Origin of the sequence: Methylobacterium sp. OAE515 (assembly GCF_041806315.1) — a bacterium.
Lineage (GTDB): Bacteria > Pseudomonadota > Alphaproteobacteria > Rhizobiales > Beijerinckiaceae > Methylobacterium > Methylobacterium tardum.
The window spans coordinates 2,474,075-2,497,318 of sequence record NZ_JBGMUV010000001.1 but is presented as its reverse complement, the minus strand read 5'-3'; the positions used below and the strand labels follow the sequence as shown (position 1 = coordinate 2,497,318).

26 protein-coding genes are annotated in these 23,244 nt (G+C 68.7%); 13 read left to right on the top strand and 13 right to left on the bottom strand.

Annotated features, from left to right (window positions below):
* Positions 1-38 precede the first annotated feature (38 nt).
* The 6 genes from ubiG to ABIE45_RS12170 all read left to right on the top strand — a co-directional run bounded on the left by ubiG (position 39) and on the right by ABIE45_RS12170 (position 4,224).
* Positions 39-800 carry a bifunctional 2-polyprenyl-6-hydroxyphenol methylase/3-demethylubiquinol 3-O-methyltransferase UbiG gene (ubiG, locus tag ABIE45_RS12195; RefSeq protein WP_192706952.1) on the top strand — a complete coding sequence of 254 codons (762 nt, stop codon included), beginning with the start codon at positions 39-41 and terminating at the stop codon, positions 798-800.
* 46 nt (positions 801-846) lie between these two features.
* Positions 847-1,419: a YbhB/YbcL family Raf kinase inhibitor-like protein gene (locus ABIE45_RS12190; RefSeq protein WP_192706951.1), complete on the top strand. Its 573-nt coding sequence runs from the start codon at positions 847-849 to the stop codon at positions 1,417-1,419.
* A gap of 135 nt (positions 1,420-1,554) precedes the next feature.
* Complete coding sequence (locus tag ABIE45_RS12185) at positions 1,555-2,175, top strand: PAS domain-containing protein (protein ID WP_192706950.1); 621 nt, start codon at positions 1,555-1,557, stop codon at positions 2,173-2,175.
* A gap of 162 nt (positions 2,176-2,337) precedes the next feature.
* Positions 2,338-2,463 (top strand): type B 50S ribosomal protein L36, encoded by a 126-nt coding sequence (ykgO, locus tag ABIE45_RS12180; RefSeq protein WP_003601867.1) that lies wholly within the window; start codon positions 2,338-2,340, stop codon positions 2,461-2,463.
* A 133-nt stretch (positions 2,464-2,596) separates the two neighbouring features.
* Positions 2,597-3,208 (top strand): tetratricopeptide repeat protein, encoded by a 612-nt coding sequence (locus ABIE45_RS12175; protein WP_192706949.1) that lies wholly within the window; start codon positions 2,597-2,599, stop codon positions 3,206-3,208.
* Complete coding sequence (locus ABIE45_RS12170) at positions 3,205-4,224, top strand: alpha/beta hydrolase (RefSeq protein WP_192706948.1); 1,020 nt, start codon at positions 3,205-3,207, stop codon at positions 4,222-4,224. Before ABIE45_RS12175 ends, ABIE45_RS12170 begins: the two co-directional genes overlap by 4 nt.
* A gap of 219 nt (positions 4,225-4,443) precedes the next feature.
* Here the strand turns inward: ABIE45_RS12170 and pyk are convergent, their stop codons facing one another.
* The 3 genes from pyk to ABIE45_RS12155 form a co-directional block, all read right to left on the bottom strand.
* Positions 4,444-5,880, bottom strand: coding sequence for a pyruvate kinase (gene pyk / locus ABIE45_RS12165; RefSeq protein WP_192706947.1), 1,437 nt, complete (start codon positions 5,878-5,880; stop codon positions 4,444-4,446).
* Positions 5,881-5,992: 112 nt separating this feature from the next.
* Entirely contained in the window at positions 5,993-6,475 is a 483-nt protein-coding gene (locus ABIE45_RS12160) for a DUF1036 domain-containing protein (protein WP_192706946.1), read from the bottom strand.
* Positions 6,441-7,760, bottom strand: coding sequence for a glycerate kinase (locus ABIE45_RS12155; RefSeq protein WP_192706945.1), 1,320 nt, complete (start codon positions 7,758-7,760; stop codon positions 6,441-6,443). The genes ABIE45_RS12160 and ABIE45_RS12155 overlap by 35 nt, the downstream gene beginning before the upstream one ends.
* 178 nt (positions 7,761-7,938) lie before the next feature.
* Here ABIE45_RS12155 and ABIE45_RS12150 point away from each other — a divergent pair, with 178 nt between their 5' ends.
* From ABIE45_RS12150 to ABIE45_RS12140, 3 genes are all read left to right on the top strand, one after another.
* Complete coding sequence (locus ABIE45_RS12150) at positions 7,939-8,703, top strand: N-formylglutamate amidohydrolase (RefSeq protein WP_192706944.1); 765 nt, start codon at positions 7,939-7,941, stop codon at positions 8,701-8,703.
* Positions 8,704-8,764: 61 nt separating this feature from the next.
* Positions 8,765-9,073: a DUF1244 domain-containing protein gene (locus ABIE45_RS12145; protein ID WP_192706943.1), complete on the top strand. Its 309-nt coding sequence runs from the start codon at positions 8,765-8,767 to the stop codon at positions 9,071-9,073.
* Between the two features lie 123 nt (positions 9,074-9,196).
* Positions 9,197-9,475 (top strand): DUF2312 domain-containing protein, encoded by a 279-nt coding sequence (locus ABIE45_RS12140; protein ID WP_026604676.1) that lies wholly within the window; start codon positions 9,197-9,199, stop codon positions 9,473-9,475.
* A gap of 228 nt (positions 9,476-9,703) precedes the next feature.
* On the opposite strand, the gene ABIE45_RS12135 is transcribed toward ABIE45_RS12140, so the two are convergent.
* Together ABIE45_RS12135 and ABIE45_RS12130 are read right to left on the bottom strand one after the other, a co-directional pair.
* Positions 9,704-11,536, bottom strand: coding sequence for a nucleotide pyrophosphatase/phosphodiesterase family protein (locus ABIE45_RS12135; protein ID WP_192706942.1), 1,833 nt, complete (start codon positions 11,534-11,536; stop codon positions 9,704-9,706).
* 126 nt (positions 11,537-11,662) lie between these two features.
* Positions 11,663-12,700: an aspartate-semialdehyde dehydrogenase gene (locus ABIE45_RS12130; protein ID WP_192706941.1), complete on the bottom strand. Its 1,038-nt coding sequence runs from the start codon at positions 12,698-12,700 to the stop codon at positions 11,663-11,665.
* 346 nt (positions 12,701-13,046) lie between these two features.
* On the opposite strand from ABIE45_RS12130, the gene ABIE45_RS12125 reads away from it, so the two are divergent.
* The 3 genes from ABIE45_RS12125 (at position 13,047) to ABIE45_RS12115 (ending at position 16,176) form a co-directional block, all read left to right on the top strand.
* The gene (locus tag ABIE45_RS12125) at positions 13,047-13,841 is read left to right on the top strand and encodes a hypothetical protein (protein ID WP_192706940.1); all 795 of its coding nucleotides are present in this window, start codon (positions 13,047-13,049) and stop codon (positions 13,839-13,841) included.
* Between the two features lie 136 nt (positions 13,842-13,977).
* Entirely contained in the window at positions 13,978-14,400 is a 423-nt protein-coding gene (locus ABIE45_RS12120) for a hypothetical protein (protein ID WP_192706939.1), read from the top strand.
* A 156-nt stretch (positions 14,401-14,556) separates the two neighbouring features.
* The gene (locus tag ABIE45_RS12115) at positions 14,557-16,176 is read left to right on the top strand and encodes a gamma-glutamyltransferase family protein (RefSeq protein ID WP_209578315.1); all 1,620 of its coding nucleotides are present in this window, start codon (positions 14,557-14,559) and stop codon (positions 16,174-16,176) included.
* Positions 16,177-16,180: 4 nt separating this feature from the next.
* Here the strand turns inward: ABIE45_RS12115 and ABIE45_RS12110 are convergent, their stop codons facing one another.
* The 8 genes from ABIE45_RS12110 to ruvA all read right to left on the bottom strand — a co-directional run bounded on the left by ABIE45_RS12110 (position 16,181) and on the right by ruvA (position 22,410).
* Positions 16,181-17,149, bottom strand: coding sequence for a hypothetical protein (locus ABIE45_RS12110; protein WP_192706938.1), 969 nt, complete (start codon positions 17,147-17,149; stop codon positions 16,181-16,183).
* A gap of 75 nt (positions 17,150-17,224) precedes the next feature.
* Positions 17,225-18,526 (bottom strand): DUF817 family protein, encoded by a 1,302-nt coding sequence (locus ABIE45_RS12105; RefSeq protein WP_192706937.1) that lies wholly within the window; start codon positions 18,524-18,526, stop codon positions 17,225-17,227.
* Positions 18,527-18,570: 44 nt separating this feature from the next.
* Complete coding sequence (locus ABIE45_RS12100) at positions 18,571-19,224, bottom strand: alpha-ketoglutarate-dependent dioxygenase AlkB (protein ID WP_192706936.1); 654 nt, start codon at positions 19,222-19,224, stop codon at positions 18,571-18,573.
* Complete coding sequence (locus ABIE45_RS12095) at positions 19,225-19,863, bottom strand: 2,3-bisphosphoglycerate-dependent phosphoglycerate mutase (RefSeq protein ID WP_192706935.1); 639 nt, start codon at positions 19,861-19,863, stop codon at positions 19,225-19,227. It lies immediately after the preceding gene.
* Between the two features lie 14 nt (positions 19,864-19,877).
* Positions 19,878-20,675, bottom strand: coding sequence for a 4-hydroxy-tetrahydrodipicolinate reductase (gene dapB / locus ABIE45_RS12090; RefSeq protein ID WP_192706934.1), 798 nt, complete (start codon positions 20,673-20,675; stop codon positions 19,878-19,880).
* 114 nt (positions 20,676-20,789) lie between these two features.
* Complete coding sequence (gene bfr / locus ABIE45_RS12085; RefSeq protein ID WP_043380322.1) at positions 20,790-21,287, bottom strand: bacterioferritin; 498 nt, start codon at positions 21,285-21,287, stop codon at positions 20,790-20,792.
* Between the two features lie 44 nt (positions 21,288-21,331).
* A complete protein-coding gene (locus ABIE45_RS12080) occupies positions 21,332-21,604 on the bottom strand; it encodes a bacterioferritin-associated ferredoxin (protein ID WP_373622315.1) in 273 nt (90 codons plus the stop codon).
* Positions 21,605-21,792: 188 nt separating this feature from the next.
* Positions 21,793-22,410 (bottom strand): Holliday junction branch migration protein RuvA, encoded by a 618-nt coding sequence (gene ruvA, locus ABIE45_RS12075; protein ID WP_192706933.1) that lies wholly within the window; start codon positions 22,408-22,410, stop codon positions 21,793-21,795.
* Between the two features lie 133 nt (positions 22,411-22,543).
* Between ruvA and ABIE45_RS12070 the strand changes: the two genes are divergently transcribed.
* Complete coding sequence (locus ABIE45_RS12070) at positions 22,544-23,167, top strand: YceI family protein (protein WP_192706932.1); 624 nt, start codon at positions 22,544-22,546, stop codon at positions 23,165-23,167.
* The last annotated feature ends 77 nt before the right edge of the window (positions 23,168-23,244 follow it).

Genomic DNA, 23,244 nt, shown 5'->3' with positions numbered 1-23,244 from the left:
TGCTAAGGCGCGGCCAGAACCTATCGAACGGATCACGCATGGACAGGCCAGCCACGGACAGCCCCTCGGAAGGCTTCGTCGATCGCGGCGAAGTTGCGCGCTTCGACGCCCTCGCGGCGACCTGGTGGGACGAGTCCGGTCCGATGCGGGTCCTGCACCGATTCAACCCGGTGCGGCTCGCCTATATCCGCGACGCGCTCTGCCGGCATCATGGCCGTGATCCGCAGGCGCCCTTCCCCCTCGACGGGCTCACGATCTGCGATGTCGGCTGCGGCGGCGGCGTGCTGTCGGAGCCGTTGGCGCGGCTGGGCGCCACGGTGACGGGCCTCGATCCGGCGGAGCAGAACATCGCGGTGGCCCGGGCGCATGCCGAAGCGGCCGGCGTGCCGGTCGATTACCGCGGCGAGACGATCGAGGCCGTGGTCGCCGCCGGTCGCAGCTTCGATGCCGTGCTGATCATGGAGGTCGTGGAGCACGTCTCGGACATGCCCGCCTTCGTGCGCACCGCCTGTTCCGCCGTGAAGCCCGGCGGCATGCTGTTCGCCGCGACCCTCAACCGGACGATGCGCTCCTTCGCGCTGGCGATCGTCGGAGCCGAATACGTGCTCGGCTGGCTCCCCCGCGGCACGCACGATTGGGAGAAGTTCGTGACGCCGGACGAGCTCGGCCGGGCGATCCGGGCGGGCGGCCTCGCCGTCACCGACACGGTCGGCGTGGTCTACAATCCACTCACCGACGGCTGGCGCACCGGGCGTGACACGGCGGTGAACTATATGGTCGCGGCCGCGCATCGGGGCTGAACCGGAGGAGCCGCGCGCCGTTGGGTCGGCGGCGGAGGAACCGGCGATGCTCGAGAAGATACCCAGCGTGATCGGGGAGGCCCTGTCGGGCCTGAAGGCCGGCCGGGAGAAGACGGCCTCTCACGCGGCCTTCGCCGACGTCCCGGAGACGCTCACGCTGACGAGTCCCGCCTTCGTCGACGGGGCGGACATGCCGGCCCGGTTCACCGCGGACGGCGCGGGTGTCTCCCCGCCGCTGGCCTGGACCGGCCTGCCTCCCGGCACCGCCGCCCTGGTCGTGCTCGTCGAGGATGCCGGCAGCCCGACGCCGCAGCCGCTGGTCCATCTCATCGCCTGGAATCTTCCGCCCGAGTCGGCGGGCCTCGATGAAGGCGCGCTGCCGAGTCCCGGCCGCCCGAGCAGCACACAGCGGATGGGCCGGAACAGCTTCCTGCGTCCCGAATGGCTGCCCCCGGATCCGCCGAGCGGGCACGGACGGCACGACTACGTCTTTCAGATCTATGCCCTGCGGCAGCCGCTTCATCTGGCCGACGAGCCGGGTCGCGGTGCGCTGATCGAGGCGATGCAGGGTCACGTGCTCGCCAAGGGACACCTGACCGGAGGTTACGCGCGCTCCTGAGCTGCCTCGGGAACGGGCAGGATTGCCACGGACCGGCCTGCCGCGGCGTTGTGCCGTTGCCGACGCGTCGGTATTGTATCGACCAAGCTTGCCCTGTCGGGTCAGCATCTTGGACCAGGATCGGAGATCAAGCCCGTGGCCGTCGACGCACGGACGAAGCGGCGCGGTAGCGCGAGCGTGGCGCGGGCGCTGGCGGCGTCGGATGTCGGCACCTGGGAATGGCACATCGCGGACGACGTCCTGCGCTGCGACGCCGCCGCGGCGTCGATGCTGGGCGTCCCACAGGCCCGCGGCGACCGTGGCGCGACCTTCGCGCTGTTCCTGGATCGGATCCACCCGGAGGATCAGCGGCGCATCGGTACATTGGTCGATGACCTTCGCCGCAACGGCGGGCTCTACATCGCGCAGTACCGGACCGTTCCGGAGCCGGGCGACGTCCGGTGGGTTCTGGCGCGTGGCCGCTTCGGCCAGAACGGAGATGGGGTCGTGAGCGAGGCGCGCGGGATCGTCATCGACGTCACCGAGAGCAGCCGCGACGGCTTCCTGGATGAGGCCGCCTTCAGCGTAACCGACGCCTCGGCGGGGGGGCTCGACCGGGTGGCCGAACTCGCGCTGGCCCTGTTTTCATCGGCGGAGGCCGGCCTGCCCCGGGTGGGCTTCGACCGGCTGAAGCCGCTGCTGGAGGCGCTGCTGCATGAGATCGGGCGGCAGCTCGTGAGCGCGCCGCCGGTGCCGGACCTCGACAGCATCCACTGATCCCTCGCCCTGCGACGCCTTGCCTAGCGGGGGCGAATCCTGATAAGGCGGCGCCATTCCGCGATGCGTGTGCCGTGATCGCCGGACGCGACTGCGCGTCCTGCCTCGTGACCACGTTCCCGACACCCTACAGATGGACGGCCCTCCGGGCTCGAGAGACCCATGAAGATCCGCAACTCCCTCAAGTCCCTGCGTGGCCGCCACCGCGACAACCAACTCGTGCGCCGCAAGGGCCGGGTCTACGTGATCAACAAGACCCAGAAGCGCTTCAAGGCCCGCCAGGGCTGAGGACGACGCGGCCGGCCTGCAAGGCAGCTTCGTCGCATCGAAAGCAGCCGCGCCCAGCCGGGCCGCGGCTGCTTTCGTTTGCGCGGCACCAACGCACGTTGACGGGCACGGTGACCGCGCCCAGTCTGACGCGATGATGCCGCTCCGCCTCCGCGTCGCCCTCGTCTGTCTCTCGGCACTCGCCGTGGGGGCGACGAATGCACTGGCAGCGGCGGAGACGAACCGGCCCGCCCGCGCGGCGCCCGAGGCGAAGCCGGTACCGAAGCCGCCGAGCCTCGACGATCTGTTCGCCCGGCTGCGCGCCAGCGAGGATCCCGCCGAGGCCAAGGGCATCGCCCGGCTGATCGAGCGGCGGCTCGCCGGCTCCGGAAGTCCGACCGCCGACCTGCTCACCGACCGCGCCCGACAGGCCGTGACCGCCCACGATTTCGCGCTCGCCGCCGAGCTGATGGACCGGGTAACGGCCCTGGAGCCCAACTGGTCCGAGGGGTGGAACCGGCGGGCGACGGTGTTCTGGCTTCTGACCGACAAGGACGACGCCATCGCCGACCTACAGCGGGCGCTGGTGCTCGAGCCGCGCCACTTCGAGGCCTGGATGGCCCTGGGCCGGATCTACGAGGCGAACGACGACAAGGCGCGGGCGCTCGCGGCCTTCCGACGGGCACGTGCCCTCTACCCGCAGATGGACAAGATTGGCGAGGCGATCGACCGCCTCGCCCCGGAGGTCGACGGCCGCGACCTGTGACCCGGGTGTTCGCCGTTCTCCTCACGATCCTGGCCCTGCCCTTCGCGGTCGCCGGATTGGTCCTCGCGGTCGGCGCGCTGGCGAGCCTCGCGATCAGCCTCCGGGTCGGTGCCGCCCATCCTCCGGCAGGCCCGTTCGTCGCGGTGACCGGCGGCCGCCTCGCCACGATCCAGGACGGGCCGGCAGACGGCCCGCCGGTCGTCCTCCTGCACGGCGCCTCGGCCAATGCCTCGGACCCTATGGAGGGCATCGGCCGCCGGCTCGCCGCACAGGGCTTCCGGGTCGTCGCGTTCGACAGGCCCGGCTTCGGATGGAGCGACAGGATCGCCGGTGCCGAGGCCGCCGCCCCCTCGGTGCAGGCGCGGCTGATTGCCGAGGCCCTGGAACGCCTGGGCGTCGGCCCGGCGCTCGTGTTCGGCCATTCCTGGGCAGGCTCCCTGGCCCTGGCCCTGGCCCTCGATCACCCCGAACGGGTCTCCGCCCTGGCCCTCGCCGCACCCGTGGCAATGCCCATGCCGGACCGGATGCCGGACCTGCCCTGGTACTGGAAGCTCGCCGTGAAGCCGCCGGTGGCTTGGCTGCTCAGCCGCACGATCGGACCGCCTCTGGCGCAGCGTTTCCTGTCGGAGGCGGCGCGCCGCGTGTTCCAGCCCCAGGCGGCGAACCCGGACTACCCGCAACTGGCGCGCGCCGACCTGGTTCTGCGACCGGGGACGCTGCTCGCCAACGTGCAGGACCTGCTCGGCCTGTCGGCGGCGCTCGCGGCGCAGAGCCCGCGCTACCGCACGATCCACGTCCCGACGCTGGTGATCTCCGGCGAAGCCGACCCGATCGTCCGAAGCGACATGCAGGCGGTGCCGCTGGCGCAGGCGATCCCGGGGGCGCGGCTCGTGCTGCTTCCAGGGATCGGCCACATGCTCCAGTACGTGGCTGCGGAGCGCGTGACCGACGAGATCGTTCGGCTCTCCGCCGAGGTGAAGAAATCGGTCAGTGCCATGCCGGCCGCGACCCGCTGAACCGCGGGCCGATCAGTCTCGTCTTACCCTTGCCGGCCACTGCTTTCGATCAGCTTTTTCCGTTGTCAGTCCGGGGCGCCAAAGGCGAGCCCGGACCCGGAAGAGCACGCCGGTGGCGCGCAATCCAGACGCGCTGTCGCTGCTTATACGTGGCGCATTGGCGGCTCTGGACCCCGGGTTCCGCTGCGCGGCCCCGGGATGACGGTGCGCGAGGACTCGTCAGGCTTTCTCGGCGTGCTCGCGGGTGATGAAGGCGAGACGCACGAGATTCGTCGCCCCGGGGGTACCGAACGGCAGGCCCGCCACCACGATCACCCGGTCGCCGACAGCGGCGAACTTCTCGCGCACGGCGAACTTGGCGGCGCGGAACGACATGTCGTCCACGTCGCTGGCGTCCTTGGTGACGATCGGATGCGTGCCCCAGGCGAGGGCCAGGCGCCGCGCGGTCTCGCGCCGCGGCGTCAGCGCGATCACGGTGGCGTTCGGGCGCTCTCGGGAGAGGCGCAGGGCCGTCGAGCCGGAATTGGTCCACGCCATGATCGCGTCGAGGTTCAGGGCATCGACCATCTGGTGCGCGGCGGCTGCAATGGCGTCGGCCGCGGTCTCGTCGGGCGTCGCACTCTGCGCCCGGATGATCGACCAGTAGATCTGGTCCCGCTCCACCTGCTCGGCGATGCGGTTCATGGTCTCTACGGCGCCGATCGGATGGGCGCCGGAGGCGCTCTCGGCCGAGAGCATCACGGCGTCCGCGCCCTCGTAGACCGCTGTCGCGACGTCCGAGACCTCGGCGCGCGTGGGTACGGGCGCCGTGATCATGGATTCGAGCATCTGCGTGGCCACGACGACGGGCTTGCCGTAGCGCCGCGCCCCACGTGTGATGCGCTTCTGCACGCCCGGAACCTGCTCGAGGGGCATCTCCACGCCGAGGTCGCCGCGGGCGACCATCAGCCCGTCGGAGATCTCCAGGATCTCGTCGAGCCGTGTCAGCGCCTGCGGCTTCTCGATTTTGGCCATGACCAGGGCGCGCCCGGCACAGACCTTCTTCACCTCGGCCACGTCCTCAGGCCGCTGGACGAAGGACACGGCGATCCAGTCGGCGCCGGCGTTCAGCCCGGCATCGAGGTCTGCCCGGTCCTTCTCGGTCATCGCCGGCACCGGGATCACGGTGTGCGGCAGCGACACGCCCTTCCGGTTCGAGATGCGCCCGCCGACTTCGACGCGGGTGACGGCCCGGTTCTCCGACGTCTCGACCACGGAGAGCCGCAACTTGCCGTCGTCGAGCAGGATCGCGTGGCCCGGCTCAAGCGCCTCGAGGATCTCGGGATGCGGCAGGTGGCACCGGGTGGCGTCGCCGGGCGTCGTATCGCCGTCCAGCACGAAGGTGGCCCCGGCCTCGATCATCGCGGCACCCTCCGCGAAGGTGCCGAGCCGCAGCTTCGGTCCCTGCAGATCGACCAGGATGCCGATCGGCCGCTTCGCCTCGCGTTCGATCGTGCGGATGGCCTCGACCTTCTCGGGCAGCTTTTCCCGCGGAAGATGGCTCATGTTGAGCCGGAAGACGTCGACGCCCGCGCGGAACAGCCGCTCGATCATCTCCGGCGAATCGGAGGCCGGGCCCAGGGTGGCAACGATCTTCGTGCGGCGCGAGCGTTTCAAGCGTCATCCTCCAAATGTTTTTATGGCAAGCCCTTAAGCATTGCCGAGTCGTTGTTCTTTATGCGGGTGTGAGCATCCCAGACCGGACAGCGTCAAGGGCGCTGTCGTCACGTCAGGGTTTCGCGGGGGCGTCGGCCCGGTTGGGGTCGGTAAGCTGAATCGTCCAGCTCTTCTGCTCGCCGGTATCGACTTCGAAGAAGCCGTTACGATCGTACCCCCGGGCCAGACAATCCTCGTTGCCGCGAATCGTGAATTCCGAATCGCGGGTACACATCAGAGAGCGCCCGCTCCACTCGCCGCCGCGCGTGTAGTCGACTGCGAAGACGTAGTAGAACCGCGCGGCCAGCGCGCCCTTGAGCAGAGTCTCGCAGGCTTTCGGTGCGAGATCCCACCAGCCCTCCGTGACCCAGCCCTGCGGGTCGCGGTAGCCCAGCGAGATCCCGACCTTGCTGCCGGTCTGGTTGCACAGGCGTAGGTCCGCTCGCGCCGGTGTCGCGCAGAGAAGCGCGAGACCGCATGCCGTTAGTGCTGGAAGAACCTGAGCCGCCGGGGCGCGACGCCTAATTGACGAGAATGATGCGGCAGTCGTTGACATTGGTACGGGTCGGGCCGGGGTTCACGAGGTCGCCGAGGGCCGCGAAGAACGCGGTTGAGTCGTTCTGCTCCAGCATCGCGGCCGGGTCGAGGCCGGCGGCCTTCGCGCGCGCCAGGGTGGTGGGGTCGATCAGACCGCCCGCCGGGTCGGTGGCGAGGCCCCGGCCGCCATCGGTGCCGTCCGTGTCGGCACTGATCCCGAAAATGCCGGGCTCCCCGTCGAGCGCCACCGCGAGCGCCATCGCGTATTCCTGATTCGGACCGCCGTTGCCGTCGCCCCGGATCGTGACGGTGAGCTCCCCGCCCGAGATCAGCGCGACGCGCCGCCCGGCCGCCTTATGGCGCTTGGCCTCCACCGCGTGCTCGGCCGCGACCGCGCGGGCTTCGCCCTCAAGATCCGCGCCCAGCATCACCGGCTCGTAGCCCGTGGCCCGGGCCGTCTCGGCGGCCGCGTTCAGGGCATCGATCGGGCGCGCGATGATCCGGTATTCGGCTCGCGCGAAGGCCGGATCGCCGGCCTTCGGCGTCTCGTTGTTCGGATCGTTCAGGAGACGCACCGCCTCCTCGGGCAGCGGGATGCCGCGCTTCTCACAGATCGCGCGGGCGTCGGCGAGCGTTGAGGGATCCGGCACCGTCGGGCCGGAGGCGATCACCGCCGGATCGTCAAACGGGACGTCCGAGATCGCCAGCGTCAGGATCCGTCGGGCGTTGCGGGCGGCAAGGGCGAGGCGCCCGCCCTTGATGCGGGAGATGTGCTTGCGCACCGTGTTGATCTCGCCGATCGGCGCGCCCGAGCGGAGCATGGCCCGGGTGATCGCCTGCTTCTCGATCAGCGTCAGGTCGCCGGCCGGCGCGATCCAGTTGGCCGAGCCGCCGCCCGAGAGCAGCACCAGGACCTCGTCTTCCGGGCCGGCCTCCGTGGCGAGGCGGAGCGCTTCCTTGGTGGCGGCGATGCCGGCTTCGTCGGGAACGGGGTGGCCCGCCTCGACCATGTGGATCCCCGGCGCCTCCTGACCGTAGCCGTGACGCGCCACAGCGAGGCCGACGATCCGGTCGTCGCCCAGCCCGTGCTGCTGCCGATAGAACCGGCTCGCCACGGCGCTCATGCTGCCCGCGGCCTTGCCGGCGGCCAGGATGATCAGCCGGCCCGGGCTCGGCGCGGGCAGATGCGGCGGCAGGGCGAGATCGGGATGGGCGGCGCGGATGGCGGCCGTCAGGATCGTCTCGAGCAGCGCGCGCTGCGCCTGGATGGCCGGATCGGCAACGGGCGGAACGGTCTCGGTCATGGCGTCGGACGGGCTCCTCTCTCGATTATATCGCGCGATCCCCGCCCGTTTCTTCCGGGGGCGGCGGGCCCGTTTCTTGCCGTGAGCGCACGATCCTTGATAGGTGATCTGCCCGAGCGGCCCCGCCACGGCAAGCGCCATCGGCGTCCTCGCACAGAACTGAAGACCTCGGAGCCCCGTGACCCGCCCGGAGACAGAAGCGGCCCTATCGCCTGTACACCCCTGCGAGATCATTCCCGGCAATCCCGGCTGCAGCCTGGTCATTGCCTGCGATCACGCCTCGAATTACGTGCCGCCGGACATCGATCTCGGCGTGCCGGCCTCCGAGTTCGCCCGGCACATCGCGTACGATATCGGCGCCGCGGGGGTGACGCGGCGGCTGGCGGCCCTGCTCGATGCGCCCGCGATTCTCACGAACTTCTCCCGCCTGATCATCGATCCGAATCGCGGTCGCGCCGACCCGACGCTGGTGATGCGGCTCTCCGATGGCGCCGTCGTGCCGGGCAATGCCCGCATCGACGAGACCGGCAAGCAGGCGCGGATCGCCCGGTTCTACGCGCCCTTCGATGCCGCGATCGACGATGCGGTAGTCGCGGCAGAGCGTGCCGGCCGGCCGCCCGCGATCCTGACCATGCACAGCTTCACGCCCTACTGGCGCGGCATCGCCCGGCCCTGGCAGGTCGGGATTCTGTACGACCGTGACGCGCGGTTTGCCCGGCCGCTGATCCAGGCGCTCGAGGCCGACCCGGCCGGTCTGACCGTCGGCGACAACCAGCCCTACGGCGGCGGCCTGCCGGGCGACACGATCGACCGCCACGCCACCGCCCGTGGCCTGCGCAACGCGCTGGTGGAGATCCGCCAGGACCTGATCGCCGGCGAGGCGGGCCAGGAGGCTTGGGCCGAGCGCTTCGCCCGCATCCTGCGCCCGCTGATCGCGCCTTGATCCGCGGGTGGATAGCCCCGAAATGCGGCTGGACAGCCAGAACCGGAAAGCGCCACGACCGATGAGCGAGATCGACCTGCAGACCCAGACCGAGCTCGAGGCGGCGGTGTTCCGCCGCCTCGTCGCGCATCTGCGCAACCGCACGGACGTGCAGAACATCGACCTGATGAACCTCGCCGGCTTCTGCCGGAACTGCCTGTCGAACTGGCTGAAGGATGCCGCCGACGAGAAGGGCGTCCCGCTCACCAAGGATGACAGCCGCGAGGTCGTCTACGGGATGCCCTACGACGCGTGGAAGGCCCAGCACCAGAAAGAGGCGAGTGCCGAGCAGCAGGCGGGCTTCGCCGCTCAGCAGGCGAAGGGGCACTGACGCGGCGTCGCGGTCCCCCTCGACCCGGGAATCGGCTAAGCTTCCGGTAAGGCCGGCCCGTTAACCACGGGTCAGGGCGCAACCGCGCCGTGCATTTCGGAGAGCCCCATGAACGCCCATTCGATGCCCACCGCGGCCCAGCGGCCCGGCGGCGACGTCTCCTCGGCCGAGGGCGTCGCGGCCGACGAGCTGAAGCAGTTCATCGAGCGCCTGGAGCGCCTCGAGGAGGAGAAGGCCGGCATCATGGGCGACATCAAGGAGGTGTTCGCCGAGCTGAAGGGCCGCGGCTTCGACGCGAAGGCCGTGCGGACGATCCTGCGGATCCGCAAGCAGGATCACAGCGAGCGCCAGGAGCAGGAAGCGATCCTGGAGCTGTACATGCAGGCCCTCGGTATGGCCTAGTCGGGCCGCACGGCACCGCATCGTTTCAACCCGTGGCCCTCATCGAGAGGTGCCGGAGCGCAGCGGAAGCCTCGAAAGAGGCTCCCGGACAGCCGTGCGATCCCTTCACCGCCCTTGCGGCTTCCCGCTGCGGCCACGCCAAAATGAGGGCGTGGCGGGATAGCCTTCTCTGCCCTCCACCCAGTAGCCGGGACCGAAAATGGATCCCGACACCGACGGGGGTGAGGCTCAATGCGCCTCCGCGGCTGCCGTGAGCGCGGGGATGTCGAGCCCGAGGGTGCGGCCGGGATATCCGGCAGCATCGAAGTAGCGGGTCTCACCCACCGTCTGATAGGCCAGCACCGTGACGTGGCCGGCAGCATCCGGCTCCGAGCGGAGCACCGCCCTGGCGAAGGTCGGCGTGCTGCCGTTCGCAAGGGCCTCGGTCAGGACGCGCCCGACCAACTGGCCCTTTCCGGGGATCGTGAGGCCGAGGAGCTGAGCGATCGTCTTGCCGAGATCGGCATTGCTCGCCGGCACGGGGCTCGCGAGGCCGGCCCGGAAGCTCGGCCCCATCGCACCCATGACGTTGCGGGTGTCAGCACGCGAGAAGCTGCCGTGCATGCCCTGGCCCTGCTGCAATCCAGTATCCGAGACCTCGACACCGCAGGTCGTCGGATCTGAACAGCCCGTCGAGAAGCTCCGGAAATTGACCACGATCGCCGGCATCGGGGTTAGCGCCGATCCGTCGAGGGCGATGGCGGAGAGTGGCAGCGTCCCGGGAATCGGCCCCAAAGCGGCACTCACGAAGAGGCCGCTCACGTAGTCCTGGCGCGCCAAGGCATCGACCACCTTGCGGGCCAGCGCCTTGTCGCCGTTCGGCAGGTAGACCAGATCCGAGCCGCCATTGGCGGCGACGACCACGTCGGGCTTTGCCGGATCCGTGCCGATCAGGCCGTTGGCCCGGCTGGGAAAGGCGTCGGCGGCGAGCTTGGCGCCCTTGGCATCGGGGTCGAACAGGCCAAGCCCGAGATCGTGAGCGAGGTCGATGGCGAGGAACCCCGGAGGGATCTGGCCCTGCGGAACGCCCTTGTAGGCTTGCGTCGCGGAGAAGCTGGTCGCGCTCTCCTTCGAAATGGTCGAGAAGCCGTGATCGGAGGTGAGGATCACGTCCGTGTTGTCCGATAAACCCTGTTCCTTCAGAGCAGAAAGCAGCGTGGCCAGGTTGGTGTCCGCGTTGCGGATCGCCGCGAGGCTGGTCGGACCGTTGATCCCCGGCACCAGTCGCCCAAGACTATCGCCTTGATTGTGCTGCGTCCCGTCGGGATCGCGCGACCAGAACACCAGCACGAACGGTTTCCCACGTTCCCTGAACAGCGGCAGGACCGCCTTCGTGGCCACGTCGGCGAAGTAGTTCTGTTGCTCGACGTTTGCCGAGAGTGTTCCGCGCGTCTCCGCGGTCCCGGCCTGCCCGTTGGCACCCCGCGCGGGCGCCTGAGCCGGCAATCCGGCCGCGCTGAGACGCGTGGAGAGTTCCTCGCTCAGCGGGATGCCGCCGGGCCGGCCCGTACTGTCATCGACCAGGATGCTGTCCTGTCCGGAACGCGCCGTGTGGTCGAAGACCAGCGACGGCCCGAGCTTGCCGATGCTGGCGGTCGGGAGGCCCTGGGCGTGGGCCGCGCGCAGGATCGTCTCCTCGTTGAGGTAGTTGCCCGCAAAGTGCGCGTCGACATCGCCGAGAACCGGGTCGCTCTCCAGGAACGGGGTCAGGCTCTCGCCGGCACCCGGGACCGGGAATGCCGTGTAGATCGTGTTCCCGAACTGCCCGGTATCCCCGAGCATATGGCCCGTCGCCATCGCAGTGGCGTTGGGCATGGTGAAGGTCGGGAAAAGGGAGTGCGTATTGGTGAACCGCACGCCGGCCCGCATCAGGCGGTCCATGGTCGGCGCATTCGCGGCGTTCACCATGCCGTCGCGAAGCCCGTCGGCGATGAACAGGACGACGTTGCGGGCTTGCGGCTGCGCCTGGGCCGATCCGGCGAGGCTCAGGCCGACAAGACAGGAAAGAATGACGCGCCGCATACCCGAATCTCCGAGTGATCCGGGCAGCGGCGTGAGCCTGAACGATGACAGGCGCGTGACGGAACCGAGGAATGCTGTCCCACGAATCCGGATCCGGGACCCCTCCCGGCGGGAGGGGGAATGGCCTTACGCGGCGTGCTTGGCCCGGTTCAGCAGCTTGCGGTTGATCAGGACCTCGGCGATCTGAACCGCGTTCAGGGCGGCGCCCTTACGCAGGTTGTCGGAGACGCACCAGAAGTTCAGGCCGTTCTCCACCGTCGCGTCCTCGCGGATGCGCGAGATGTAGGTCGCGTCCTCGCCGGCCGCCTCGTGGGGCGTCATGTAGCCGCCGTTCTCGCGCTTATCGATCACCAGCACACCGGGGGCGGCGCGCAGGATCTCGGTGGCCTTCTCGGCCGAGAGCGGCTGCTCGAACTCGACGTTCACCGCCTCGGCGTGCCCGATGAAGACCGGGACGCGGACGGCGGTGGCCGTCAGCTTGATCTTCGGGTCGAGCATCTTCTTGGTCTCGGCGACCATCTTCCACTCTTCCTTCGTGTAGCCATCCTCCATGAACACGTCGATGTGGGGGATGACGTTGAAGGCGATGCGCTTGGTGAATTTTCCGCCCTGCTTGATCTCGCCGGCGGTGAACACGGCGCGGGTCTGGTTGAACAGCTCGTCCATCGCCTCCTTGCCGGCGCCGGAGACCGACTGATAGGTCGAGACCACGACGCGCTTGATCGTGGCCGCCTCGTGAAGCGGCTTCAGCGCGACGACGAGCTGCGCGGTCGAACAGTTCGGGTTGGCGATGATGTTGCGCTTGGTAAATCCGACTACAGCGTCGGCATTCACCTCGGGCACGATCAGCGGCACGTCGGCGTCGTAGCGGAACGCCGATGAATTATCGATCACCACGCAGCCCTGCTGGCCGATGCGGGGCGACCACTCCTTCGAGGCCTCACCGCCGGCCGACATCAGGCAGATGTCGGTGTCGGAGAAGTCGTACGTGTCGAGCGTTTTGACCTTGAGCGTCTTGTCGCCGTAGGAGACCTCCTGACCCTGGCTGCGGCGCGAGGCCAGAGCCACGACCTCGTCGGCGGGGAAAGCCCGCTCGGCCAGGATATCGAGCATTTCGCGGCCCACGTTACCCGTGGCGCCGACGACGGCGACCTTGTAACCCATCTCTCGTCTCCGCGCGGAAAACCCCGATTGATCCGGGTGCCGCGCTCCTGCCAGCGAATTCGGCCGAAGGATCGTTCGTGCCGGACGGCGCCCGTGAAACGGGCGCGGCCGCAGATCCCGTCCTCGCAGGAGGTGGGATCGACGGCCGCGTTGAGCAAGGCGCCGATGGCACGGCGGTGTCAAGGCCGCGTCCCGGTCAACGAAGGATTCACCCTACAGGAACGAAGCCGGTGATGACCAGGCCGGAGGGAAAGGGAATGTAATCCTTCCCGGCCAACCTCGCTGCGGCTTGACGGAACAGCCGTCCGCACGGGGTGCCATGCTGACCAGGGCAACACGAGACGACGTGATCCGCGACGCCGGGCCGAATGTCGGCCGGCCGAGGCTGTCGGTCCTGCGCGCCAGCGTGCAGCTCGCCCTCGCGGCAGCCGTGATCACGGCTTTGTCGTTCTACGCGCGGACGAACGTTGAAACCTCCGGTGCCGCACGCCCCCCGACGTCCTTCGTCCCGACGAAGCCAGCTGTTCAGGCCCCTCCCCCTGCTTCGGTCGCGCAGTTCGGATTGGCGGAACCAGGCTCCGACCCGGTTCGGGTCGCTTCCGGGCGAGTCGACACTCGGACGGGCCAGCGTGAAGATTCGCTGACACGCGGAGACTTCGACACGATGGAGGCCCCCACGTTGCGGGTCACCCTCACGCGCGGTCCGTCCGCCGAACGCCCGGCGAGCCTTTTCGTGCTCGTCGCCCGGCGCGCCGCTGCCGGTCCCGAGATCGGCCGCGCTGCCCTGTCCGTGGTTCGGACCGGCCCGTACGGCCGGATCGACACGAAGCTCGGGGCCGTGGAGCTTCTTGAGGTGACTCTCGGCGGTGCGTCGCGGCGCACATGCACTGGCTTCGTGACCCGAGAGGCGGCTTTTCGCCTGGATGGGTGGATGTGCGCACCGCTAGGGCAACCGCCGGAGGCACAAACCGTCGCCTGCATGATCGACGCGCTCAGCCTCGTCGACCTTGCCGATCTGGACACGACCGCGGCCTTCTCGGCGGCGCCTAGAAACGCTGACGCCTGCGCTTTCGCCAAACCCACCGCGGAGGCAGCAAGCCGGACAGGATCAATCGCTCAGAGGGCGCGATCTAAGAAATGAGGCTGGAGTGTGGCAAAACACACAAGCTCGACCGTTTCGCTGGAACAACAGCCTCGCCCAAGCGTCTTCTTCTCAAAGGCGGCGAACTGTTAAGCTTCCACCGCCATATTGATGCCACTCTCAGACAAGGTTGGCCATGCGCTCGCTCAAGATCGCCCTTCTCGGCGTCATCGCCGCTGCCGGCTTCGGCGCCGCGGTCCCGGCGCCGGCCCAAGCCCAGGACGGCTTCGTTGCCGGTCCGATCTACCGGGTCAGCCGGCCCCTGCCGATCCGCGTCCGCCCGCGCAGCTGGCTTGATGCCGGCAACGTGCCGCTGACCTCGAACGTTCCGGGTGCCGGTGGTTCTCGCAATCCCGCCCTGAACCCCTACCTTATTGCGGCTTCGAACCAGCTGACCCCGCCCTACGGGCCGACCGACCGCTTCGGCCGCGGCATCCTGCCGGATCCGATCACCAACGGCCCTTTCATCGGCGCCCGTTCGTCGGCGATCCGGAACGTCGACCTGTCCTTCGTCGACCGGTTGGATCCGACCTCGCCGCTCTACGGCCGTCCCTACTAGGATCACCCGGCCTCTTCGGCTGACGGTGCGGAGCGCGGGCCTTAGGGTCCGCGCTTTTCGTTTGTGATCCGGGCCCCTCTCGCCTTCATCGGCGTCGGTAATCCTGTATGCCAATCGTCGCGGCGACATCTTTGCCGCCGCGACGGGATCGATGACATGAAGCCGTTCAACTGGGTGTCCGGGTATCCGTCGCTGCGCATGCCGATGTTCGGCCGCAACTGCGTGGCGACCTCGCACGCACTGGCCGCTCAGGCCGGAATTCAGATGCTTCAGGCCGGCGGCAATGCCGTCGACGCGGCGATCGCGACGGCCGCGGCCAAGACCGTCACCGAACCCTGCAGCAACGGGCTCGGCTCGGACGCCTTCTGCATTCTGTGGGATGGGAAGGCGCTGCACGGCCTCAATGCGTCCGGCGGCGCGCCGGCAGCCTGGAATCCGGACTACTTCTTGCGGAAATACGGGGCGTCCGAACGGCCGCCGATGCGCGGCTGGGATTCCGTCACGGTTCCCGGTGCGGTTGCCGCCTGGGTCGCGCTCAGCGAACGCTTCGGCCGCCTCCCCTTCGCAGACCTGATGCAACCGGCGATCCGCATCGCCGAGCGCGGCTACCTCGCCCCCGTCGTCGTGCAGCAGAAATGGGCGGCTGCCGCCGGTGTGGAGGCGATCACCCGTCAGCCGGGCTTCGCCGAGTTCTTCCTGCCGCGCGGCCGCGCCCCGAATGTCGGTGAGCTGGTGACGTTCCCGGGTGCCGAGAAGACCCTGCGGCTGATCGGCGAGACCAAGGGCGAGGCGTTCTACCGGGGTGAGATCGCCGAGGCGATCGCCGCACACGCGCGGGCTCATGGTGGGGCCATGACGGCCGCCGACCTCGCGGCCTTCCGGCCCGAATGGGTGACGCCGACCGCCAAGGATTATCGCGGCTACACGCTGCACGAGATTCCGCCGAACGGTCAGGGCATCGCGGCGCAGATCGCGCTCGGTATCCTGGAGCAGTTCGACCTCGCCGGCCTGCCGGTCGACGGTCCCGAGTCTCAGCACCTCCAGATCGAGGCCATGAAGCTCGCCTTCAGCGACACCTACCGGTACGTCGCCGACCCGCGCAGCATGGAAGTGACGCCGGAGGCGATGCTCGATCCCGCGTATCTGTCTGAACGCGCGAAGCTGATCGATCGCAATCGTGCCCAGGTGTTCGGACCCGGCAAGCCGCCCGCTGGCGGCACGATCTACCTCACCGCGGCCGACGAATCCGGCATGATGGTGAGCTTCATCCAGTCGAACTTCATGGGCTTCGGCTCCGGCGTCGTCGTCCCGGGTTGGGGGATCTCGCTGCAGAACCGCGGCTACGGCTTCGTGCTCGATCCGGCGAGCCCGAACGTGGTGGCGTCGGGCAAGCGCCCGTTCCACACGATCATCCCGGGCTTCCTCACCCAGAACGGCGCGCCGGTGATGAGCTTCGGTGTGATGGGCGGCAACATGCAGCCCCAGGGTCATGTCCAGACGCTGGTGCGGATGATCGATCACGGCCAGAATCCGCAGGCGGCCTGTGATGCGCCGCGGTGGCGTGTGAACGAGAGCCTCGACATCAACGTCGAGGCGGCGATGCCCGCCGCAACCCTCGACCGCCTGAAGGCGCTGGGCCACCATCTGGAGGTGATCGAGGACAGCTACCAGGATTTCGGAGCCGGCCAGTTCATCTGGCGGATGGGCGACCCGGCGGTGGAGGGCTACGTCGCGGCGAGCGATCCGCGTCGGGACGGCCAGGCTGTGGTGTGGTGAGGCGCTACTTCACCTGCACGCTGTCGACCACCTCGCGGAACTTGGCGAGCACACCGGTCCGCTGATCCTCGCGGACCACCCCGAGGGCGCGCAGGTAGCCGTCCGGCGCGAACCGGATTGTCTGCGAGACGACCACCGGCACGTTGGTTGGCTGGTCGATGGCGCGGGCCACGATCTCGTGCCAGTCGACGCCGTTCGAGCGGTAACTCTGCGAGCGCTCGATCACGAAATCCTTGAGGGTCTGGTTCGACGCGAGGGCGGCCCGGGCGAAGCCGTCCCGCTGCTCCGCCGTCGGCGGCTGCTGCACGGCTTGGGCCAGCACCAGGATCGGCTGCTCCAGATTCTGCATCTGGTCCTTCGGACCCTGTGTCAGCAGGACCGAGTTTCCCGCCAGAACCCGCACCGGCCTGAAGCCTGCCAGGTCGGCGATGCGGAACGGCAGCGCGTCGACCTGCTGAGTCAGGCTCAGGGCCGGCCGCAGGATCACGCCGGTCACCATCTTGCGCATCGTCGCTTCGGTCTCGGCGTCGGGCAGCGCCTGTGCGATCACGAGGCCGGTCACGCTCGGCGTGCCGACGACGAGGATCCACTTGCGGATCGCCGGCGCGGAGGCGTTCGGATCGGCAGGCTGCTCACCGGTGTAGAGCATGCCCTCGTTGTCGCCGATCTTGACCTCCTCGCGCTTCTCGACCGCGAAGCCCTGGCTCAGCAGGTTGGCGTCGGTGAAGCCGCTGACGAGTTCCGCGAAGGCGTTTGCGGGTAGTTCCACGATCGACAGCGTCGCGCCGCCCTCCTTCCGCTCGAATCCCGAGAAGCGGCGGGACAGCACCATGTCGGCGGGCGGCTCGAAGCCGAACCGCGAGCCCGGCGGGAAGACGGGGTCGGCGGCACGGGCGGCGGAGCCAAGGCTGGCCGCCAGCGCTGCGGCGCAGAGAACCCGTCCGAGACGCAGCATCAGGTTGCGCATCAGCATCGAATACCGGTTCTCCTGGTGAACCCAACTTGGGGTTAGCCCGCAGGCGATGGGTCTGCCCGGCAGTTCGATCTGTCAAGCCGGCAGCGCGGCGCGCCTGCGATCACGATGAAGGGAAACCGCCAGCAGAGCGGCCGCACCGATGCCGGCGGCGTAAGCTCCGAAGTTCCACACGGAGAAGATGTTGCCGAGCAGGAGCTGGCCGGCCACCGTCGATCGGAACGCGTCCAGGGCTGCGGTGTGGATCAGCCGGCTCGTTTCGATGAGCGCCGCACCGATCGCGGCGGCGATCACGCAGCCGCGCAGGCCCCATCGCGCCGGACGGAGGGCGGCTACGAGCAGGAACACCATCGCACCCCATAGAATGCCGCCGCCGTAATGGTGAACCGGGAGCGGCAGATGCCAAGCCGGCACCCGCAGCAGAAGGCCCAGCCCGATCACAGCAATGGCGAGGCCGAGGTGCGTCCAACGAGCGGCCGGGAGGCGTGGCAGTGCCGTCATCGGGGTCGCGGCCGGCCAGCAGGCGACCCCGTTCACCCGGGCGACGAGGGTGTAGTACACGATCATCAGCAGGAACCAGGAGGAGAGCTTGGCCACTGGAACCATGGACCAGTGATGCCTCTGGCTCGGATAGAGCCAAGTGCCCGAAAGAGTACCCAGGTTTTCCGCGAACCAGATGAACAGCGCAACGAACAGAAGTCCGAGCAGCAGCGGCATCGCGCGGTGCTGTCGCCAGATCTTGAAGTACACGATCGCGGGGGCGAACGCTGCCGCGGCGATGAGAAAAAGTGGAACGCGCAGATCGTAGCCAAGATGATCGGTGAGGAAGTTGACGTAGATCGCCACCGACAGCGGCGCCAACAGGCGCAGGCTCGGATGCCGTTTGAACCGGAAGTCGAAAAGGCGCCACACGCGAGCGAGATAGCTGCCAACGGCCGCGTACATGAATCCCGTGAACAGCGGGACGCCACCCAGACGGAAGACGTTCGCTTCCGGATAGACCCAGCTTCCGATTGCCGTCTTATGGATCTCCATCGCGGTGCCGATGACGTGAAAGACCAGGATCACCCTGGCTTCGGACCACGTCTCCATCCGCAGCCGCAACAGGATGGCTTGGAGCGCCACAGCCGCGAGGAACAGCGCGTCGTACCGTGCGATTGGCGCGTGCTCCGGCCAGACCAAGCGTGTGCCGAGCATCAGCGCCAACAGCAGGCCGCCGAAAAGGCAGGCCCAGCCCTGCTTCAGCCCGAAGCGCACGAATTCATAGATCCCGGCCGTGAAGCGGCCATGCGCGACGACAGCCGCCTGCAGGCGCGCCTCAACGGCGATGAAACGCCCGATCGCCGGCCATTGCGCCGCTGCGCTGACACCGTTCATCGGCGGAGCCGATACGTCGGACGTTTCGCGATCAGGCTCTGACGTCAACGACCCGCCCCACCCGCAGCCGTGACCCGACGAAGGGTCAGGTTGCAGCGACCGCCCGGCGGCAAGAAGGCGAGCCCGCCCTCCTCGTCGAGGAGGTCGGCGCTCGGGTAGAGCCGGTCGATCCCGTGGTAGATCAGCCGCGACGCGCCGCCGATTACCAGGGCATCTCCGGTCTGAAGGCGCACCGAGCGGGTCGGATCGGAGCGGTTCAGGCCGCCGTAGCGGAACAGCGCGGCGGCACCGAGGGACAGCGACAGGACCGGCGCCGCGAGATCCGCCTCATCCCGATCCTGGTGGAGGCCCATGCGGGTCCCCGGCGCGTAAAGATTGATCAGGCAGGCTTCCGGTGGGACCGGATAAGCCGCCAGCGCCTCCCAGGCCGTGCGGGCGGTCGGCGGCAGAGGCGGCCAGGCGTGCCCCGTCTTGGGATGCGTCGGCTGGTAGCGGTAGCCGCTGATGTCCGAGACCCAGCCGAGGGGGCCGGCATTCGTCATTCGCACCGAGAACGGCTTGCCGGTGCGGGGCATGCGCGGCGTGACCGGCGGGGCGGCTTCGAGGATCGCGGCGATCTCGGCGGCGAGACGCGCGCGGGCTGCCGCGTCAAGGAAGCCCGGATGATGGATCAGGCCGGGCGCGAGTTCGGTCGCCACTCAGGGGCCGGCATCGCCGTCCCACGCAAGCACCGTCTTGGCGGCGATCGTGGTGTCGGCTTTGAGGCGATAGACCAGCGGGACGCCGGTCCTGATCTGGAGGTCCGTGACGGTGTCGCCGTCCAGGCGGTCGAGAACCATCACCAGGGCGCGCAGCGAGTTGCCGTGGGCCGCTACCAGGACCCGCTGGCCGGCCATGACCCGCGGCAGGATCGCGGTGATGTAGTAGGGCAGCACCCGCGCCGCCGTGTCCTTGAGGCTCTCGCCTCCAGGTGGACGCACGTCGTAGGACCGCCGCCAGGCATGGACCTGCGCGTCGCCCCAGCGGGCCCGAGCATCGTCCTTGTTGAGGCCCGAGAGTTCGCCGTAGTCGCGCTCATTGAGGGCCCGATCGCGAATAACCGCGAGATCGCCAAGGCCCATCTCCTCCAACAGCAGGGCGCAGGTCCGCTGTGCCCGCACCAACTCCGACGTGAACGCCGCGTCGAAGCTGTAGCCCTCCCGCTTCAGCCCGCGCCCGGCCGCGCGGGCCTCGGCCACGCCGCGCTCCGTCAGGTCGGGGTCGCGCCAGCCGGTGAACAGGTTCTTGAGGTTCCAGTCGCTCTGGCCGTGCCGGACGAGGACGAGGAGCCGTTCCATGTCCGCACCGAGTGTCACAGGCCGAGTACGTCCGCCATCGTGTAAAAGCCCGGCGGCTTCGGATGCGCCCAGAGCGCGGCCTTTACCGCACCGGTCGCGAACAGGCCGCGGTCGCCGGCGTGGTGGCTTATCGTGAGGCTCTCTCCGGTGCCGGCGAAGATGACGCTGTGGTCGCCCACGACGCTGCCGCCCCGGAGCGTGGCGAAACCGATGTCACCCGGCTTGCGGGCGCCGGTATGCCCGTCCCGGGTCGAGACCCGGACCGCCTTCAGATCGACGCCGCGACCCTCCGCGGCGGCCTCGCCCAGCATCAGCGCCGTGCCGGAGGGGGCGTCCACCTTCATGCGGTGGTGCATCTCGCAGATCTCGATGTCGAACTCGTCGCCGAGCGACTTGGCCACGCGCCGCACCAGTTCGGTCATCAGGTTGATGCCGAGGGACATGTTGCCCGACTGCACGATTCGGGCGTGATAGGACGCGGCGCGCAACTTGGCGAAGTCGTCCTCGGACAGGCCGGTCGTGCCGACGACGTGGACGATGCGGGCCTGGGCCGCGAGTTCGGCGAACGCGACCGTGGCTGCCGGCGCGGTGAAATCCAGCACGCCGTCGGCCGCCGCGAAGGCCGCCAGGGGATCGTCGGTCACCGGCACGTCGAGGGGCGACAGACCGGCCAGCGTGCCCGCATCCTGCCCGAGGGCCGGGGAGCCCTCGCGCTCGATTGCCGCCGACAGGGTGCAGCCTTCGGCCTGCGCCACCGCGCGCACCAGCATCCGCCCCATGCGCCCGTCGGCGCCGACCACTACGAGCCGCATCCGGTTTCCAACTCCGTCACAAGGTTCGCGGGGCCCGGGCCGACGAGGCCCGCTCCGCCGCGTGCCGTCTGTCGGGCGCCCGATCCATCGCAATCATGACGGGCGCCCGCGCAGTTATTCCTTCTCCGGGGCGATCTGCTCAAGCCCGCCGATATGCTTCTGCGCGTAGAGCGGCAGGCCGATCTGCTTGATCAGCTCCAGCTGCGTCTCGAGGAAGTCGATGTGACCCTCCTCGTCCTCGGCCAGATCCTCGAACAGGCGCTTGGACACGCGGTCGTTGATCGAATCGCAGTACTTTGCGGCCTCGAGGTAGAGGCTGCGGGCCTCGTTCTCGGCGGCGAGATCGGAATCCAAGATCTCCTGGACGTTCTGGCCGATGCGCAGAGGATCGAGTTCCTGCAGGTTCGGAAAGCCGTCGAGGAACAGGATCCGATCAATGAACCGGTCCGCGTGGTTCATCTCCTCGATCGATTCCTTGCGCCAGAACTTGGCCAGCTCAACGTAGCCCCAGTCATTGAGCATCCGGAAATGCAGCCAGTACTGGCTGACAGCGGTCAGCTCGCTGCGCAAACCCCGATTGAGGTACTCAATGACCTTGGTGTCGCCCTTCATGCCCCCGTACTCCTTACCGTGTTTTCAGGCGGGGGGCAGAAGCATCAGGCCGCGACTCCCTCATCCGCAGTTTGGAATTTCACCAAACTACACGCACTTGCGCAAGCGGTCGTGCAGGCATGGCTGCTCTCCGCTTGCGCAGCTTGGCCCAGGGCGGTCTCCATGATCGAGCGGATGGTCCGGGCGCAGCGGCCGCATTTCGGGCTGCAGCCCAGACACGCATAGACCTGGGCCGGGGTGCGCGGGCAACCGGGGCCGGGCGAGAGGCAACCGCGCACCGCGCCGTCCGAGATGACATTGCAAGAACAGACGATCATGCGCGCCGCAGATCCCGCCTTCTCCGAGCCGGTCGCAGCCTCACTGGGCCGAACCGGGCACATCCGCCAGTTTAGAAACTTTGAAAAGTAGCTGACTTTTCAATCATTTACTGGCCGGCGCTGCACATGACACCCGCGCCCGTCTGGGTCAAGTCATCGATCCGGCACGGGCGGTGTCGCAAAACGGATCAGCGCGCAAGCTCCCGCAAGCCCAGGCGGATCAGCACCCTGGCCTCGGCCTCCTCCCCGGCGCTCTTGAGGGCGGCGGCGACCGCGGTGGCGGCCTGGACCTGGGGGTAACCGAGATTGACCAGAGCCGAGATCGCGTCGGCCACCGGCTGCGGGGCGGCGCCCGCGCCCACGGCGTCGGTTAGGGCGATCAGCGACGGATCCACCGGAGCGAAAGCCGGGGCCTTGTCCTTCAGTTCGGCGGCCATCCGGGCTGCGAGCCGGGGTCCGACGCCCGGTGCGCGGCTGATCGCAGTCTTGTCGCCTGTGGCGATTGCGTTGGCGAGCGCCTCCGGCTCAAGGGCCGACAGGACACCCAGGGCTACGCGGGCCCCGACCCCCTGGACGGTCTGGAGCAAACGAAACCATTCCCGTTCGGCATCGGAGCGGAAGCCGTAGAGCCGAATCATGTCCTCGCGAACATGAGTCTCGATCGACAGTTCCGCCGGCTCGCCCGCCTTCGGCATGCGCTGGAGCGTCCGCGCCGAGCAATGCGCGATGTAGCCGACGCCCGAGACGTCGAGGATGACGAAATCCTCGCCGAACGAGTCCACGATTCCCTTGAGCTTGCCGATCATGCCTTGCCTGTCCGCCAACCCGGGATGCCTACAGAAGCGCAACCGCCTCCGCCAGACATGCTTGAGCCGGCCTGGACTTCATGAAATCAGGTTTGCTGCGCGGGCCGAGCTTGGCCGGCACGGGGGGACGACCATGCGTGTGCCATTTCTTGCCCTGATCGGGCTGCTGTGCCTGGCTCCGGCCCAGGCGGCGGACAATCCTGCACCGCCCGTGGGCCCCAGTGCCGATCCCACCCAGGTGCGACCGGGCACCTACGTGCTCGATCCCGATCACGGCAAAATCACGTGGTCAGTCTCCCATCTCGGCTACTCGACCTATTACGGCCAGTTCACCGGCCTGACCGGGACCTTGCAGCTCGATCCGAAGGCGCCGGAGAAGAGCGGCCTCGACGTCACCGTGCCGCTTGGCGGCGTCATCACCGGTGGCGCGCGGCTGAACGAGCATCTCGCGGCGCCGGATTTCTTCGATGCGGTCAAGTTCCCGAACGCCACCTTCAAGGCCACCCAGATCGAGCCGACGAGCCCCACGACGGCGCGGATCACCGGCGACCTGAATCTCCGCGGCACCGTCCGGCCGCTCGCCATCGACGCGACCTTCAATCAGGCCGGCATCCACCCGGTCGATCAGCGCTACACGGTCGGCTTCGATGGGCGGGCCGTGATCAAGCGCTCCGATTTCGGCATCAACGCGTATCTGCCACAGCTCGGCGACGAGGTGACCCTGCGGATTGAGGGGGAGTTCAAGGCCGCGCCCTGACGCGGTCGGAGCCCGGCCCGTGACGGCGCCGCTGCACAGGTGTAGTCAGCCGCCACCGCGGGCGGCTGCGGAAGGAT